General features: G+C 58.8%; 20 protein-coding genes. 11 read left to right on the top strand and 9 right to left on the bottom strand.

The genetic code is table 11. The features are described from left to right. Positions 1-14: 14 nt before the first annotated feature. The 5 genes from LOY43_RS04620 to LOY43_RS04600 all read right to left on the bottom strand — a co-directional run bounded on the left by LOY43_RS04620 (position 15) and on the right by LOY43_RS04600 (position 4,046). Complete coding sequence (locus LOY43_RS04620; protein WP_095049781.1) at positions 15-926, bottom strand: SDR family oxidoreductase; 912 nt, start codon at positions 924-926, stop codon at positions 15-17. 241 nt (positions 927-1,167) lie between these two features. Then, positions 1,168-2,070: an alpha/beta fold hydrolase gene (locus LOY43_RS04615; RefSeq protein ID WP_258709262.1), complete on the bottom strand. Its 903-nt coding sequence runs from the start codon at positions 2,068-2,070 to the stop codon at positions 1,168-1,170. Then, complete coding sequence (locus LOY43_RS04610; RefSeq protein WP_093436071.1) at positions 2,070-2,852, bottom strand: class II aldolase/adducin family protein; 783 nt, start codon at positions 2,850-2,852, stop codon at positions 2,070-2,072. Before LOY43_RS04610 ends, LOY43_RS04615 begins: the two co-directional genes overlap by 1 nt. A gap of 131 nt (positions 2,853-2,983) precedes the next feature. Next, positions 2,984-3,670, bottom strand: coding sequence for an LrgB family protein (locus LOY43_RS04605; RefSeq protein ID WP_095125407.1), 687 nt, complete (start codon positions 3,668-3,670; stop codon positions 2,984-2,986). After that, positions 3,660-4,046, bottom strand: a complete 387-nt coding sequence (locus LOY43_RS04600) for a CidA/LrgA family protein (RefSeq protein WP_258709261.1) — start codon at positions 4,044-4,046, stop codon at positions 3,660-3,662. Before LOY43_RS04600 ends, LOY43_RS04605 begins: the two co-directional genes overlap by 11 nt. A 95-nt stretch (positions 4,047-4,141) precedes the next feature. On the opposite strand from LOY43_RS04600, the gene LOY43_RS04595 reads away from it, so the two are divergent. Then, complete coding sequence (locus LOY43_RS04595) at positions 4,142-5,029, top strand: LysR family transcriptional regulator (protein ID WP_093436058.1); 888 nt, start codon at positions 4,142-4,144, stop codon at positions 5,027-5,029. Here the strand turns inward: LOY43_RS04595 and LOY43_RS04590 are convergent. After that, complete coding sequence (locus LOY43_RS04590; protein ID WP_095049775.1) at positions 5,019-5,474, bottom strand: flavodoxin; 456 nt, start codon at positions 5,472-5,474, stop codon at positions 5,019-5,021. The genes LOY43_RS04595 and LOY43_RS04590 overlap by 11 nt on opposite strands. 154 nt (positions 5,475-5,628) lie before the next feature. Between LOY43_RS04590 and LOY43_RS04585 the strand changes: the two genes are divergently transcribed. After that, positions 5,629-6,105, top strand: coding sequence for a PAS domain-containing protein (locus tag LOY43_RS04585; RefSeq protein ID WP_095049774.1), 477 nt, complete (start codon positions 5,629-5,631; stop codon positions 6,103-6,105). A 54-nt stretch (positions 6,106-6,159) separates the two neighbouring features. After that, on the top strand, positions 6,160-6,765 hold the full coding sequence (locus LOY43_RS04580; protein ID WP_016987019.1) for a hypothetical protein: 606 nt from the start codon (positions 6,160-6,162) through the stop codon (positions 6,763-6,765). Between the two features lie 3 nt (positions 6,766-6,768). Here the strand turns inward: LOY43_RS04580 and LOY43_RS04575 are convergent, their stop codons facing one another. After that, positions 6,769-7,728, bottom strand: coding sequence for a MerR family transcriptional regulator (locus LOY43_RS04575; RefSeq protein ID WP_258709260.1), 960 nt, complete (start codon positions 7,726-7,728; stop codon positions 6,769-6,771). 212 nt (positions 7,729-7,940) lie between these two features. Here LOY43_RS04575 and LOY43_RS04570 point away from each other — a divergent pair, with 212 nt between their 5' ends. The 6 genes from LOY43_RS04570 (at position 7,941) to LOY43_RS04545 (ending at position 11,028) form a co-directional block, all read left to right on the top strand. Continuing rightward, complete coding sequence (locus LOY43_RS04570) at positions 7,941-8,507, top strand: antibiotic biosynthesis monooxygenase (RefSeq protein WP_258709259.1); 567 nt, start codon at positions 7,941-7,943, stop codon at positions 8,505-8,507. A 133-nt stretch (positions 8,508-8,640) separates the two neighbouring features. Next, positions 8,641-9,351: a dihydromonapterin reductase gene (folM, locus tag LOY43_RS04565; protein ID WP_258709258.1), complete on the top strand. Its 711-nt coding sequence runs from the start codon at positions 8,641-8,643 to the stop codon at positions 9,349-9,351. 20 nt (positions 9,352-9,371) lie between these two features. After that, a complete protein-coding gene (gene folE, locus LOY43_RS04560) occupies positions 9,372-9,932 on the top strand; it encodes a GTP cyclohydrolase I FolE (protein ID WP_218251773.1) in 561 nt (186 codons plus the stop codon). Further along, positions 9,933-10,304, top strand: a complete 372-nt coding sequence (folX, locus tag LOY43_RS04555) for a dihydroneopterin triphosphate 2'-epimerase (RefSeq protein WP_007914273.1) — start codon at positions 9,933-9,935, stop codon at positions 10,302-10,304. It begins immediately after the preceding gene. A 96-nt stretch (positions 10,305-10,400) separates the two neighbouring features. After that, positions 10,401-10,697 (top strand): DUF1244 domain-containing protein, encoded by a 297-nt coding sequence (locus LOY43_RS04550; protein ID WP_093436032.1) that lies wholly within the window; start codon positions 10,401-10,403, stop codon positions 10,695-10,697. Continuing rightward, a complete protein-coding gene (locus LOY43_RS04545; protein WP_047299789.1) occupies positions 10,690-11,028 on the top strand; it encodes a HopJ type III effector protein in 339 nt (112 codons plus the stop codon). Before LOY43_RS04550 ends, LOY43_RS04545 begins: the two co-directional genes overlap by 8 nt. Before the next feature lie 171 nt (positions 11,029-11,199). On the opposite strand, the gene trxB is transcribed toward LOY43_RS04545, so the two are convergent. Further along, complete coding sequence (gene trxB / locus LOY43_RS04540; RefSeq protein WP_007912350.1) at positions 11,200-12,162, bottom strand: thioredoxin-disulfide reductase; 963 nt, start codon at positions 12,160-12,162, stop codon at positions 11,200-11,202. Positions 12,163-12,473: 311 nt separating this feature from the next. On the opposite strand from trxB, the gene cysZ reads away from it, so the two are divergent. Then, the gene (gene cysZ, locus LOY43_RS04535; protein ID WP_095125404.1) at positions 12,474-13,229 is read left to right on the top strand and encodes a sulfate transporter CysZ; all 756 of its coding nucleotides are present in this window, start codon (positions 12,474-12,476) and stop codon (positions 13,227-13,229) included. A 27-nt stretch (positions 13,230-13,256) separates the two neighbouring features. On the opposite strand, the gene LOY43_RS04530 is transcribed toward cysZ, so the two are convergent. Continuing rightward, positions 13,257-13,832, bottom strand: coding sequence for a hypothetical protein (locus LOY43_RS04530; protein WP_258709257.1), 576 nt, complete (start codon positions 13,830-13,832; stop codon positions 13,257-13,259). 116 nt (positions 13,833-13,948) lie between these two features. Between LOY43_RS04530 and LOY43_RS04525 the strand changes: the two genes are divergently transcribed. Beyond that, positions 13,949-15,148 (top strand): glycosyltransferase family 1 protein, encoded by a 1,200-nt coding sequence (locus tag LOY43_RS04525; protein WP_095049767.1) that lies wholly within the window; start codon positions 13,949-13,951, stop codon positions 15,146-15,148. The last annotated feature ends 15 nt before the right edge of the window (positions 15,149-15,163 follow it).

Here is a 15,163-nt window from a genome sequence, read left to right as displayed (position 1 = left end):
GGCTCAAACGTTTCTTAAAGCGAATACTTCTGCAAATTCGCCATCATCTCTTTCAACGCCTCAATATTGTCCTTCGGATGCGCCGCCCCTTCGAAATCACAAATCTGCTGCCAGTGCGCCGCGACATCTTCCGGCGAGAAGCCTACGTGCGGATCAAAGCCGGCACCGAGGCTGCGCTCCCAACGCACCTTGCCCATCCAGCCGCCACCGACTTCGAACAGCCCTGACGTTTCCTGGCATTGTTCACTAGCCAGATATACCACCAGCGGGCTGACCAGTTCTGGCTTCAATTGCTCGAATACTTGCGGCGGGATCAAGCCTTCGGTCATGCGGGTCCCGCCGGTAGGCGCGATGGCGTTGACGAGGATGTTGTTCTTGCGACCTTCGATGGCCAGGGTGCGGGTCAAACCGTAAAGACCCAGTTTGGCCATGCCATAGTTGGACTGGCCGAAGTTGCCGTAGATGCCTGAGGTCGAGGCGGTGAAGATTACCCGGCCGTAGTTTTGCTCGCGCAGGTGTGGCCACGCGGCGCGGGTGACTTTGTAGGCGCCTTCGACGTGGACGCGGTAAACCAGATCCCAGTCGGCGTCGTCCATTTTGTGGAAGGTCTTGTCGCGCAGGATCCCGGCGTTGTTCACCACGACGTCGACGCGACCGAAGACATCAAGGGCGTTTTGCACCAGTTTGTCGCCGTCGGTGACTGAGTCGTGGTTGGCTTCGGCAATGCCGCCGGCCTCGCGGATTTCGGCGACGACGCGGTCGGCAGCGGACGCATTGGCGCCCTCGCCCTGGGTCGAGCCGCCGAGGTCGTTGACCAACACTTTGGCGCCCTGTTTGGCGAACAGCAATGCGTGGGCGCGTCCGAGGCCACCACCGGCTCCGGTGACGATGACGACTTTTTCTTCGAAACGCACAGACTCATTCATCGCAGCAACTCCAGCAGGCCAGTAATGACCCCGAGTGTCAGGCACGCGGCTTTTGGTCACAACGAACACGGCTGAGGCTGAATGGTGTGCGATAAGGTTGGGGGATGATGAAGGCGTCAAAAGATCAAAAGATCAAAAGATCAAAAGATCAAAAGATCAAAAGATCAAAAGATCGCAGCCTGCGGCAGCGCCTACACAAATTCAATGTAGGAGCTGCCGCAGGCTGCGATCTTTTGATCTTTCAGGAGCAGGCGACTTTGCGCGGTGGCAGCACAAAACGATCGCGAAACTCCAGATAATGCTTGAGCACCTGCACCGGCGCCTCGGTCTGTGGATAGTGGCCGATGCCCGGCAGCAACACCGTGTCGGCGTCGGGGATCAATTCACGGTAACGCTCGACCATGTGCGCCCCGGAAATCGGATCGACTTCGCCATCGATCACCCGTAACGGGATTTCGCCGCGCTGCATCGCCGTCACCCAGCGATCACGCTGCACACGGCGTTCGGGAATGTAGCTGATCAACTTGTGCATGATCCGTGGCCCGCGATTGCTGTCGACCAGGCTCCAGAAATCGTCCAGCTCGCTTTCGCTCGGCCGGGTTTGCGGGCCGAAGATCTGCCGGAAGCTTTTCACCAGAGCATCGCGAGTGAACGCACGACCGATCATCCAGCCCAACGGGCTGAGCAGCAGTTTCTGCATCAGCACCGGGCGATGGGTTTCCGGAAACAACCCGCCGTTGAGTAACACGCAACTGGCGATCTCGATCTTGTCTTCGTAGTGCCTGGCGAGCAGTTCCTGGGCAACGCTGTCGCCGTAGTCGTGAGCAAGCAAGTGAACCGGTTGCCCGACCTGCAGATGCGCGAGCAATGCCTGCTGCAGGTCAGCCTGCTCCAAAAGGCTGTAGGTGTGATTGAGCGGTTTGGCCGAATCACCAAAGCCCAGCATGTCGCAGGCAATCACTCGATATCGCTGGGCCAGCGGCTGCCACAGATAATGCCAATCCCAACTGGCGGTCGGGAAACCGTGGATTAGCAACAGCGGCTCACCCTGCCCCGCCGTCCAATAGCGGATCGGCTGGCCACGAAAAACAAACGTCTGGCTGCGTTTACGCCAGACACACAGAGGAATCTCGGCAAGAGGCATTAGAGTTTATATCCGGGGTCTTGTTTATCGAGTTTGCGCAGCAACGCTGGCCAGGCCAGCGCGCCACCCATGCCTTGAGCACTTTTGGTGACACCGGCGATCATCGCTTTGGCGCCTGCCAGGATTTGCGGTTCGATGGCGATGAGTTCAGCGCCACCGGTTTGCGCCATGACCTGAATGTCGCAGGCGCGCTGGAAGGTGAACATCATCAGAAAAGTGTCGGCGATGGTGCCGCCACAGGTCAGCAGACCGTGGTTGTGCAGCATCAGGAAATTGTTCTCGCCAAGATCGGCTTGCAGGCGCGCCTTCTCTTCGTGGTTCAGCGCCACGCCTTCGTAGCCGTGATAGGCCAGGCTCGAAAGCACGAACAGCGACTGCTGGCTGATCGGCAACACGCCCTGCTTTTGCGCCGACACCGCGACACCGGAAGCGGTGTGGGTATGCAGCACGCAAACCACATCGTGCCGCACTTCGTGCACGGCGCTGTGGATGGTGTAGCCGGCGGGGTTGATTTCGTAAGGGCTGTCCATGAGTTTGTTGCCGGCCTGATCGACTTTCACCAGGCTCGACGCGGTGATCTCATGAAACATCAGACCAAACGGGTTGATCAGGAAATCTTCGGTGCCCGGCACCTTGGCGGAAATATGGGTGAAGATCAGATCGTCCCAGCCATGCAGCGCGACCAGACGATAACAAGCGGCGAGATCGACACGGGTCTGCCACTCTGCGGCACTGACCTGGTCTTTGACATTAAGGGACGATTGGACGGGGGCTACGCTCACTGTATGCACCTCTGCGTTCTTATTGTTCTGCACGTACGAGCAGTCTAGTCAGGCGCAGAGCATTGCGTAGTTGCATTGCCAGCCAGCTTGATGACTGAGCGGGTCAGCCAGGCAAACTCCTTGGATCCATGTCAAAGCCACGACGCCAACAAAGGCGCGGCAAATAGATTGAGCAACCCGGTCAAAACCATCACCAGCCCGGCGACAGAGCCTTCTTCGCCGCCCACTTCATGGGCCCGACTGACACCGGCACCATGCGCGCCAACCCCGAACAACGCGCCGCGCGCCAAGGCACTGCGCAACGGCAACCACTTCAACAACACGCCGCCGAGCATCGCCCCGAACACACCGGTGAACATCACGAATACCGCGGTCAACTCCGGCACGCCGCCGAGGTCCTGCGCCAGCGGCATGGCGAACGGTGTGGTGATCGAACGCGGCACCAGTGACAGCGTCACCGAGCTGTCGAGCGCCAGCGCCCTGGCCAGCCAGAATGAAGTGCCGATCGACGCCGCACTGCCGGCAACCATGCCCAACAGCAGCGCCGACCAATGCCGCATCAGCAAGCGCCGCTGCTGCCAGATCGGCACAGCAAACGCGACAGTGACCGGGCCGAGCACCCGCATCAGCCAATGGGTGTTGCTGGAATATTCGGCATAAGCGGTGTGCAACGGCACAGCGAGCGCCAACAGCAACGCCGGCACCAGGATCAGCGGCGACAACACGTAGTGCCCAGTGCGCCGATAAATCCAGCGGCTGAACAGGTACGCCAACAGGGTGAAGGCCAGCCAGAACATCGGCATCCATTCAAGCTTCATGGGAACGCCTCATGCGCACGGCAAGTTCTACGGTCAAAGCCGTCACCAGCATGACCATCAATGTACTGGCGGCGATCACCAACAGGATTCGCCAGCCGTCATTGCGCAACAGTGCGCCATAGTCGAGCAGGCTCATCAGCGCCGGAATGAAGAACAACAACATCTCGGCCATCAGCAACCCTGCGCCCAATTGCAGGGCGGCGGGTTTTATCCAGCCAAAGGCGAAGGCCAGCAGCAACAGCGCCATACCGATCACACCACCAGGAATCGGCCACGCCAGCCAGACCGCGAGTTGGCAGCCGAGCAAGTAGAGGCCGAGCAATACAGCGAGTTCAGCGAGAAGACGAGACAGATGTTTGAGCGGGACGGCGTTCATGATTTTGCTCCAGACAGGCGCTTATTTTACGAAGCGCCCTGCCATCCCCGAAGCGAATTGTTAGACTCAACACCATTCCAAAATGGAATCGGACAATGGAATTCAAACAACTGCGCAGCTTTGTCGAAGTCATGCATCAAGGCGGTTTTACCCAAGCCGCAAAAACCCTGCACATCAGCCAGTCAGCGGTGAGCAAACAGATCGCGCAACTGGAACAAAGTCTCGGCACGCCTTTGCTGGAGCGGCTGGGTTCGCAATTGCGCCTGACGGCCGCTGGCAGCGTGGTGCTGCAACGGGCCGAAGGCATGCTGCGCTTGCGCAACGAACTGCTCGCGGAGCTGGATGACCTGAGTCATTTGGCACGCGGAGAGTTGCGCCTCGGCCTGCCATTACTCGGCAGCGACGCGCTATTCGCCGAACTGTTTGCCGAATACCGGCGGCGCTATCCGAATATCAGCATCCAGTTGCTCGAGGGCGGTAGCCGCAACATCGAGCAGGCTGTGCTGAGCGGTGAACTGGAGTTGGGCGGCAGTCTGTTGCCAAAGGATCCGCAATTCGACTGTCAGCCGTTTTGCGATGAGCAACTCGACGCCCTGCTGCCGGTGGATCACCCACTGGCCGATCGAGGTGAAATCGGTCTGGAGGAATTGGCCGAGACGCCCTTTCTGCTCTATCAGCGCAGCTTCGTGCTCAACGACCGCTTGCTGCAGGCGTGCCAGCAACTGGGCTTTACGCCGAAGGAAGGCGGGCGCAGCGGTCAGGCGGATTTTCTTGCGGCGCTGGTGGCCGCCGGGCAAGGCGTGGTGCTGCTGCCCAGCGTGGTTGCACGCGGTCTGGTGCGGCCAGGCGTGGTGCGCCTGACCTTACGCGCGCCGGATTATCTGCGTTGGGATATCGCGTTTATCTGGCGGCGCGGCGCGTATCTGTCAAAAGCGGCGCAGGCATGGCTGGCGCTGTTGCGCGAGCGTGGAATCAGCCCTTGAGCGTGTCGATCAACTGCGCCAGCCAAGGCTCGGCGTCGGTTTCCGGGGTGACGCTTTCGCTGGCGTCGATGCGCAGCATCTCTTGCACTTCGCGCACACCCAGCTCGCCGAACAGTTCACGCATTTGCTCGCCACCGCCGCAGAAAGTGTCGCCGTAACTGGCGTCGCCCAAGGCAATCACTGCGCCCGGCAAACCGAGCAGTGCGGCGGGCAACTGGTCGCGAATCGCTGAGTACAGCGGTTGCAGGTTGTCGGGCAATTCGCCCATGCCGGTGGTCGAGGTCACCGCAAGCAATGCTTCAGGGCCGAACGCCTGGATGTCGGCCAGGCTGGCGCGCGAGTTGTGGAAGGTTTCAAAGCCAGCGGCTTTCAACAGGTTCTCGGCGTGACGGGCGACTTCTTCGGCGGTGCCGTAGACCGAACCGGAGAGGATGGCGACTTTCATCAATCTGATCCTGAAACTGAAAAAAAAGAGCCGCGATAGTAACAGTCTCAAGCGCAAAGCTGCGACTGGATCTCAATTGGCGGTAATGGCCAGTAGACAGGCCGTGCGGTTCTTCTAGAATGCCTGCCACTGACAACTCTGAAAGGATTCAAAGATGATCAACGCCAGTCTGCTGCAAATGGTGATCAATGCGTCGAATGACGGGATAGTGGTCGCGGAGAAAGAAGGTGAACAGAACGATATCCTGATCTATGTGAACCCGGCCTTTGAACGACTGACCGGCTACACCAGTGAGGAAATCCTCTATCAGGACTGCCGCTTTCTGCAGTCTGGAGACCGCGATCAGGACAGCCTGAAACTGATTCGCGAGACGCTGGATAACGGCGGCTCGTGCCGGGAAATCCTGCGTAACTATCGCAAGGACGGTACGCCGTTCTGGAATGAACTGTCGATTTCGACGGTGAAAAACGTCGAAGACGGGCAGACATATTTCGTTGGCGTGCAGAAGGACGTCACCGTTCAGGTCAAGGCACAACAGCGCGTGATTCAACTGGAAGCTGAGGTCGTTGCCCTCAAAGCAGAACTGGCTGCATTGAAAGCGACAAACGGTCAAAACAAAATCGCGAACTAAGTGTCATTAACTACAATCACCAATGACTTTGTATCTATATCTTTCGAGTTAGCCATGCAGCGCGACGCCCTCCTCACTCAGGATGAGCTGGATTTCATCCAGACCATGCAGCACAACCCGCAACTGAACGTGCGGGATGCGACGTCGAGTCTGCTGGTTAACGGCGGTTCGCAGATCCGTGATTTGCTCACGCGTCTGGCCGCTCACGAGCAAGTGACCATTCAGGCCAACTTCGAAAATCAGCAGATGACCTTCCCGTTGCATCTGGTCGAAGACGAGTTTCACGCGTTGCACCTGCGTCTTGGCGTACCGAGTATTTACGAAGACGGCCCGATGGTGCGGCCATGGCGTTTGACTCTCGAAGAGCCGGTAGCTCTGGAAAACGCCAAAGGTCAGCCGGGTACCTTATGGGTCCACGAGGTTTCGCACAAAGGTGTGCTGCTGGAAGTGCGCAACAAGACCAAACCGCCCAAGCATTTCGCCCTGTGGTTCAGCCCTTCGGGTTACGAGCGGATTTCATTGCGCGGCAATTTCGAACGGGAAACCGAGAGCGGCTTCTACGCCTACGAACTGAGCCAGACCGACACCGATGAAACCGAACGTCTACGCCAGTTCATCCTGCAGCAACATCGCCTGACGCATCCCGCCCTTCACACCTGAGTTTCAGGTATCCAGATTGCCGGCCAGAAACTGCAGCATGCGCTGACGCATGTTCGCGCCTTCATTGCCCAGACAGGCAACAGAGGATCCGGCCAGGCTGTCCTGCGCCAGATCCGAAGCGTCGCCCGCCAGCATCAACTGACAATCGAGACTCAATGCCAACCGGTTCAAACGCCGAGGCAATTCGGCGCTGGGCGCGTGATTGGAAAACAGCACGAGTGCATCAGGTTTGATCTTTTCGCACACCAACGTCAGCTCATCGAATGGCTGGCCTGTGGTCAGCACCCGAACACCGGAATTGCTGTCGCTGAGAAACAGCGCCGCCACCAACAACTCCAGCTCTCGACATTGCCCGGCCAGCGCGCTGACGATCACTCGGCGCGGTTGCGTACCACGCAGCATGACGATCCGCTGCAATACCCGCGCCCGCAGGAATCCATCGAAGAACAGCCACTCGCTGGTTTGCCCGAAAGCCTCCTGGCGCTGCAACAATTGCAGCCACAAAGGCATGAGGATGTCCTGAAATACCACCGGCAATGAGTATGAAGAGAAAATCTGCCCATAGACGCGGTCCAGTTGCTGGTCGTCGAACGCACTGACCGCCTGCTGAATCTCTTCCTGCCACTGCAGGTAATCAGCCTGCACCAGATCATCGGGGATGATGTGCGCCAGCACTTTCATCGGTTCGGTCTTGGCGAGGATCTTGCCGACTTTGCTCACGGCGACACCGCGATCAATCCAGTCGACGATGCTGCGCACGCGCTCGATATCGGTCATCGAATAGAGCCGATGCCCACTTTCGGTGCGTGTCGGCTGAATCAAACCATAGCGGCGCTCCCAGGCGCGCAAGGTCACCGGGTTTACACCGGTGAGGCGCGCAACCTCGCGGATCGGGAACAGATCGGCGCGCTCAAGCGCGACAGATGCCTCCAAAGCAGGGCTTGCGTCGGTGATCACAGGCATATGGCGCTCAACTTCCATGTCGGTTCAATTGGATCCCATTCTAACGCTTATGCCCCGATCGGTTTCAAGTGATGAAATGCGACGAAAGTCGCTGGTTTAATCGTGAAAAACCGGAATAATCCTTGCTTGTTGAAAACGCAGGCCTCTACCCCGGCCCTGCGTCAGGCGAAACTCCTACCCGGAGCGACGCGATAGAAATACGGAGATACATAATGTCTACTTCCCCCGTCACGCTGATGGTAGCGCGTCGCGTCGCCGATGGTCGCTATCAGGATCTGATCGCCTGGCTGCGCGAAGGCGAACAACTGGCCACAGATTTCCCCGGTTACCTGGGTTCTGGCGTGCTTGCACCGCCACCCGGCGATAACGAATTCCAGATCATTTTCCGCTTTGTCGATGAGCAGACGTTGCATGCGTGGGAGCATTCGGTTTCACGCACCGCGTGGTTGAGCCGTGGCAGTGATCTGTTCGCCCATCCGAAAGAGCATCGGGTCAGTGGCATCGAAGGCTGGTTCGGCGCGGCCGGTCAGCGTCCACCGCGCTGGAAGCAGGCTGTCGCGATCTGGCTGGCGTTTTTTCCGGTGTCACTGTTGTTCAACTTTATCCTCGGCCCGTTGCTCGCTGACATGAGTTTGTTGCCGCGCGTATTGATCAGCACGGCGTGCCTGACGCCGCTGATGGTTTACTTCTTTATTCCGCTGTCGACGCGCTTGCTGGCGAACTGGCTGAACAGCACCCCGGTGCGCCTGCCTGTTTCGGCGACACCTCAGAAACATTAAAGATCGCAGCCTCGTTGCAATCGACAGCTCCTACAGGACTGAACACAGACCAAGGTAGGAGCTGCCGCAGGCTGCAATCTTTTCAGGCTCGTCGCTGTTATAGTTTTTGCTCCCACCGCGATGCGAGCCGTTCATGCCTGATTCCTCAGCCCCGATCCTCATCACCGGTGCCGGCCAGCGTGTCGGCCTGCATTGCGCGCAGCGGTTACTCGAAGAAGGCTATCGCGTCATCTTCACCTACCGTAGCGAACGCCCCGGCGTGCAGACACTGCGCGATCTGGGCGCCATCGGCCTGTTCGCCGACTTCTCCAGCGAAGCCGGGATTCTCGCCTTCATCGAAACATTGAAAACCCACACCGAGAGCTTGCGCGCCATCGTGCACAATGCTTCCGAGTGGCTGGCCGAAACCCCGGACAGCGAGGCCGAAGCCTTCACGCGCATGTTCAATCTGCACATGCTCGCGCCGTACCTGATCAACCTGCACTGTGGCGAATTACTGCAACGCTCGACGCCCGCCGACATCATCCATATCAGCGACGATGTCACCCGCAAAGGCAGCAGCAAGCACATCGGTTATTGCGCCACCAAGGCCGGGCTCGACAGCCTGACCCTGTCCTTCGCCGCCCGCTATGCGCCGACCATCAAGGTCAACGGCATCGCCCCGGCCCTGCTATTGTTCAACCCCGACGACGACGCGGCGTACCGCGCCAAGGCACTGGCCAAGTCCGCGCTGGGCATCGAACCCGGCAGCGAAGTGATCTACCAGAGCCTGCGCTATCTGCTCGACAATCCCTATGTCACCGGTACGACCCTGACCGTCAACGGCGGACGGCACGTCAAGTAAGCCGACTCGCGAGGATGTCCATGACCCGCTCACTGCCCGAGAATTACCGCGAAATCCTCATTGACCTGGGTGAAGATCCCGACCGCGAAGGACTGCAAGACACCCCGGTGCGCGCGGCCAAGGCCATGCAATACCTGTGTCATGGTTACGAACAGAGCGTCGATGAGATCGTCAACGGCGCGCTGTTTGCCTCGAACAGTGACGAGATGATCATCGTCGCCGACATCGAGTTGTATTCTTTGTGCGAACATCACCTGCTGCCCTTCATCGGCAAGGCCCATGTGGCTTATATTCCGACGGGCAAGGTGCTGGGTCTGTCGAAAATCGCGCGATTGGTGGACATGTTCGCCCGGCGCCTGCAGATTCAGGAAAACCTCACCCGACAAATCGCCGACGCAGTGCAACAGGTCACCGATGCCGCCGGCGTCGCGGTCGTCATTGAGGCCAGACACATGTGCATGATGATGCGCGGTGTCGAGAAACAGAATTCGACCATGAACACCTCGGTCATGCTCGGCGCGTTCCGCGAGTCGAGCAACACCCGCCAGGAGTTCCTGCAATTGATTGGACGGAGCAAGTAAATGCCACAACTTCAGCCGGGAATGGCGCGCATCCGGGTCAAGGATCTGCGCTTGCGCACCTTTATCGGGATCAACGAGGACGAAATCCTCAACAAGCAGGATGTGCTGATCAACCTGACCATTCTGTACGCCGCGCAGGAGGCGGTGCGTGACAATGATATCGACCACGCGCTGAATTACCGCACGATCACCAAAGCGATCATCGCCCACGTCGAGGGCAACCGCTTTGCGCTGCTCGAACGCCTGACGCAGGAGTTGCTCGATCTGGTGATGAGCAACGGTTCAGTGCTGTATGCCGAAGTCGAAGTCGACAAGCCGCACGCGCTGCGTTTTGCCGAGTCGGTGTCAATCACGCTTGCAGCGAGCCGCTAGCTTCAAGCTTCAAGCGGCAAGCTGTAAACTTCGTATCACCGCCACCCATTTTGCAGCTTGAAGCTCGTCGCTTGAAGCTGTCTCGCAGAGACTCCCATGAACGAGCAACAACGCCTCGAACTCGAAGCTGCCGCCTTCCGCCGCCTGGTCGCCCACCTGGACAGCCGCAAGGACGTGCAGAACATCGACCTGATGAACCTTGCCGGGTTCTGCCGCAACTGCCTGTCGAAGTGGTACAAGGCCGAAGCCGACGAGCGCCAGATCGAGATCAGCCTCGACGACGCCCGCGAAGTGGTTTACGGCATGCCGTACGCCGAGTGGAAAGCCCAATTTCAGCAAGAAGCCAACGCCGAGCAACAAGCCGCGTTCGCCAAAGGAAAAACCCATGAGTGATCTGAACACCCTGCGCGCCAGCCTCAAGAGCGGCGAACACGCTTTCGCCGACACGCTGGCCTTCATCGCCGCCGGTTACGACTATCAGCCGCAGGCGTTCAACAACGGTGGCGTGGAAAACGCCGCCGGGCAGAACGAAGGTTCTTGCAAGACCCTGGGTCTGGCGCTGCTGGAAGGCCTGAGCGATGAAGAAGCGCTGTTGGCGTTCGGCGAGCATTACCGCTCGGTAGTGGCGACACCTGAGGGCAGTGATCACGGCAATATCCGTGCGTTGATCCAGCATGGTCTGGCCGGCGTCAAATTCACCGCTCAACCCCTGACCCGCCGCTGATACAGATCCAACACTATCTGATCGTTCCCACACTCCGCGTGGGAATGCTTCATCGGACGCTCTGCGTCCATTGGGACGCGGAGCGTCCCCGGCTGCGTTCCCACGCAGAGCGTGGGAACGATCGGGCACAAAAAAACCGGCCAATCTGGCCGGTTTTTTTATGTCTGCGATTTAGAACGAAGCGTTCTGCAGACCGTCCAGGTAACGCTCGGTGTCCAGTGCCGCCATGCAGCCGGCGCCGGCCGAGGTGATCGCCTGACGGTAAACGTGGTCAGCCACGTCACCGGCAGCGAAGATGCCTTCGACGCTGGTCGCCGTAGCATTGCCTTCACGGCCGCCGTGCACCACCAGATAACCGTCTTTGAGGGTCAACTGGCCTTCGAACAGCGAGGTGTTCGGGGTGTGACCAATGGCGATGAACACGCCGTCGACGGTGATTTCGTCGAAGCTGCCATCGTTGTTCTTCAGGCGCGCACCGGTCACGCCCATGTTGTCGCCCAACACTTCGTCGAGGTTGGCGTTCAACTTGAGGATGATCTTGCCTTCAGCGACGCGAGCGTTGAGCTTGTCGATCAGGATCTTCTCGGCGCGGAAGGTTTCGCGACGGTGGATCAGGGTCACGGTGCTGGCGATGTTGGCCAGGTACAGTGCTTCTTCAACAGCGGTGTTGCCGCCGCCGACCACTGCAACAGGCTTGTTGCGGTAGAAGAAACCGTCGCAGGTTGCGCAGGCGGAAACGCCTTTGCCCATGAACGCTTCTTCCGATGGCAGGCCCAGGTAACGCGCGCTGGCACCGGTGGCGATGATCAGGGCGTCGCAAGTGTAGGTCGCGCTGTCGCCGGTCAGGGTGTACGGCTTGGCAGCGAAGTCCACGGCGTTGATGTGATCGAAAACGATCTCGGTTTCAAAACGCTCGGCGTGCTCGCGCATCCGCTCCATCAGGGCTGGACCCGTCAGGCCGTGAACGTCGCCCGGCCAGTTGTCGACTTCAGTAGTGGTGGTCAGTTGACCGCCAGCCTGCATGCCGGTGATCAGCAGTGGCTTGAGGTTGGCACGGGCCGCGTATACCGCAGCGCTGTAACCGGCAGGGCCGGAACCGAGAATAATCACTCGCGAATGACGGACTTCAGACATGACCTGCTCCTGTTGACCGGGCCGAAAAACTGGCACGGATCGCCGGACTGCCGGCGGGAATAAAAAAGGACCGTGGAAAACCTTGGGGAAGGCTTGAGCTCGACAGTCCTGTAAAAAGTTGGGTGCAGCGTATCGAGGGGGGCAAGATTAAGGAAATACGGTTTAACAATCCAGCTCATAGGTGGTCTCTATGCCGACACACTGACGAGATGGACGTCTTTGTTACAGTGAATGTCGATCGCTCTACCGCGCTTTCGCCGTCGTTGCAAAGCCGGTAAGGTCGGCGCGTTTTCCCTTGCTCGGAGCACCTTATGCCCGCCCCTGTTCTGTCCGGCCCGCAATACCTGCGCGAAGGCCTCAAACTGGTTCTCAGCCCTGGCTTGCGCCTGTTCGTTTTGCTGCCGCTGGCGATCAACCTGGTGCTGTTCGTCGGATTGATTTATCTGGCCGGCCACCAGTTCAGCCTGTGGGTCGATACGCTGATGCCCTCGCTGCCCGAATGGCTGAGTTTCCTCAGCTACATCCTCTGGCCACTGTTTGTAGTGCTAGTGGCGCTGATGGTGTTCTTCACTTTCACCATGCTGGCCAACGTAATCGCCGCACCGTTCAACGGCTTCCTTGCCGAGAAAGTCGAAGTGGTGGTACGCGGCACTGATGACTTCCCGGCGTTCAGCTGGGGCGAACTGATCGCGATGGTCCCGCGCACCCTCGCCCGGGAAATGCGCAAACTCGGCTACTTCCTGCCACGGGCGATCGGACTGTTCATTCTCTCGTTCATCCCGGTGGTGAATATCATTGCTGCACCGCTGTGGCTGTTGTTCGGCGTGTGGATGATGGCGATCCAGTACATCGACTACCCGGCGGACAACCACAAACTCGGCTGGAACGAGATGCTCGCCTGGCTGCGGCAGAAGCGCTGGCAGAGCATGAGTTTCGGCGGGATCGTCTATCTGGTGCTGCTGATTCCGGTGGTCAACATCCTGATGATGCCGGCGGCTGTGGCCGGGGCGACCTTGTTCTGGGTGCGTGAGCGCGGTGGCGAGGTGCTGGCTCAGGAAAAGGCCTGAGCCAGACGCTGTTGTTTTGCCGCTGCCTCAGTGGAAAAAGCTCCACGTCCCGATCAGCACCAATGCCCACAGGCCGATGCCTGGAACGATGATCAAAAAATTCCAGGCATTCAGGCGGTTGTTGCCCAAGCCTTGCGGATCGTTGGCGGCCAGGTTGATCAGTTGCTGGCCTTCACTGGCGACATAAGCTCTGAGCGGCAGCAGTGCCATAGCAAACAAACTCAGGTACAACAAGCCTTCGAAATGGCTCGATAGTTTATCGAGCACCACTGCAAGCAACGTCAATACAACAAACACCGTTGCCCACTGCTCAAGATCCCAGCTGGATTTTCGGCCGCTGTCGTGAATCGTTTTGTCTGCATGACGATACAGCCTGTGCACGAAAAATATATAGAAGATACCGCGCGCCACAGGCCACAGCTCTTCCTGCGTCCGCTGCTTGTACAGGCTCCAGTTTTTGTACGACCAATAATAGAAATACAGGCCAAAACTGAGCACCGACAGCAGAATGAATTTCCATCTGGCAACCACGTAAAATCCCGCAGCCTGCACATCTTCGTTCCACAGATTCGCCTCAGGGGACGCGTAGACATTTTCCGCCATAGCCATTTCCTTGGTTCAAACGTTCAATCAAGGCTAACGACCGACTGGCGAAAATATTGAGCCCAGCGGGGCCAGTGACTGTCATCAATCCATCATCAACTCGACACAATGACGACATGGCCTCAGTCGACACTGGGGTCATGACGACAGCTCTACATATCACTCTGATCAGCGAAACCTTCCCACCGGAAATCAACGGGGTGGCCAATACCCTTGGCCGCTTGTGCGATGGACTGCGCGCGCGTGGGCATCAGGTTGAACTGGTGCGGCCGCGTCAGGCCGGTGATCCGCAGCGCAGTGAAGATGACGCGCTGCTACTGTGTCGGGGCTGGCCGTTGCCGGGATATCCGGGGCTGCAATGGGGTCAGTCGTCGATGCACAAACTGCTGCGGCGCTGGAAGCGCCAGCGTCCCGATGTGCTGTATATCGCCACGGAGGGACCGCTCGGGTTATCGGCCCTGCGTGCGGCGCGACGTCTGGGGATTTCGGTGGTCAGTGGGTTTCACACCAATTTTCAGCAATACACCAGCCAATACGGGCTCGGTCTGCTGACGCGGATGCTCACGCATTATCTGCGCTGGTTTCACAATCGCTCGGCCATGACGTTGGTGCCGAGCGTCAGCCAGCGCCTGGAACTGGAACGGCGGCATTTCGAGCGCTTGGCGCTGTTGTCGCGTGGTGTGGACAGCCAGTTGTTTCATCCGAGCAAACGGCTGAATGCCTTGCGTGAGCAATGGGGCCTGTCCGAGCAGGACATTGCGGTGATTCACGTAGGACGACTCGCGCCGGAGAAGAACCTTGGCCTGCTCAAACGCTGCTTCGAAAACCTGCGTGACACTTATCCACAGCGCAATCTGAAACTGATCGTGGTCGGTGACGGACCGCAACGGCTGGCGCTGGAAAAGGATTTGCCCGGGGCGGTTTTCTGCGGTGCGCAGCGCGGTGAAGCGTTGTCGGCGCACTATGCGTCTGGAGATTTGTTTCTATTTCCGAGTCTGACCGAAACCTTCGGCAATGTGGTGCTGGAGGCACTGGCCTCGGGACTGGGTGTGGTGGCTTACGATCAGGCTGCGGCGGCGCAGCATATTCGCCATGGCTACAACGGCGTGCTGGCGATGCCTGGTGATGAGCAAGCCTTTTGCGAGGCGGCGGCATGGTTGCTGGAAGAGGATGAGAGGTTGCGCTGCGTGCGCCTGAATGCGCGCCAGCATGCGAGTCGCCAGGGCTGGCCGGCGGTTATCGAGCAGTTTGAAAAGCATTTGCGCGGGGCTTGTGTGGGGGAGCAAGTGGTGCCGAATGCGCAGACATTGCCTTGAATCCAGGCGACTTGG

The sequence above is a fragment of the Pseudomonas sp. B21-041 genome, assembly GCF_024748675.1.
In the GTDB taxonomy this organism is placed as follows: Bacteria; Pseudomonadota; Gammaproteobacteria; order Pseudomonadales; family Pseudomonadaceae; genus Aquipseudomonas; species Aquipseudomonas neuropathica.
This window is presented reverse-complemented; position numbering and strand designations above follow the sequence as displayed.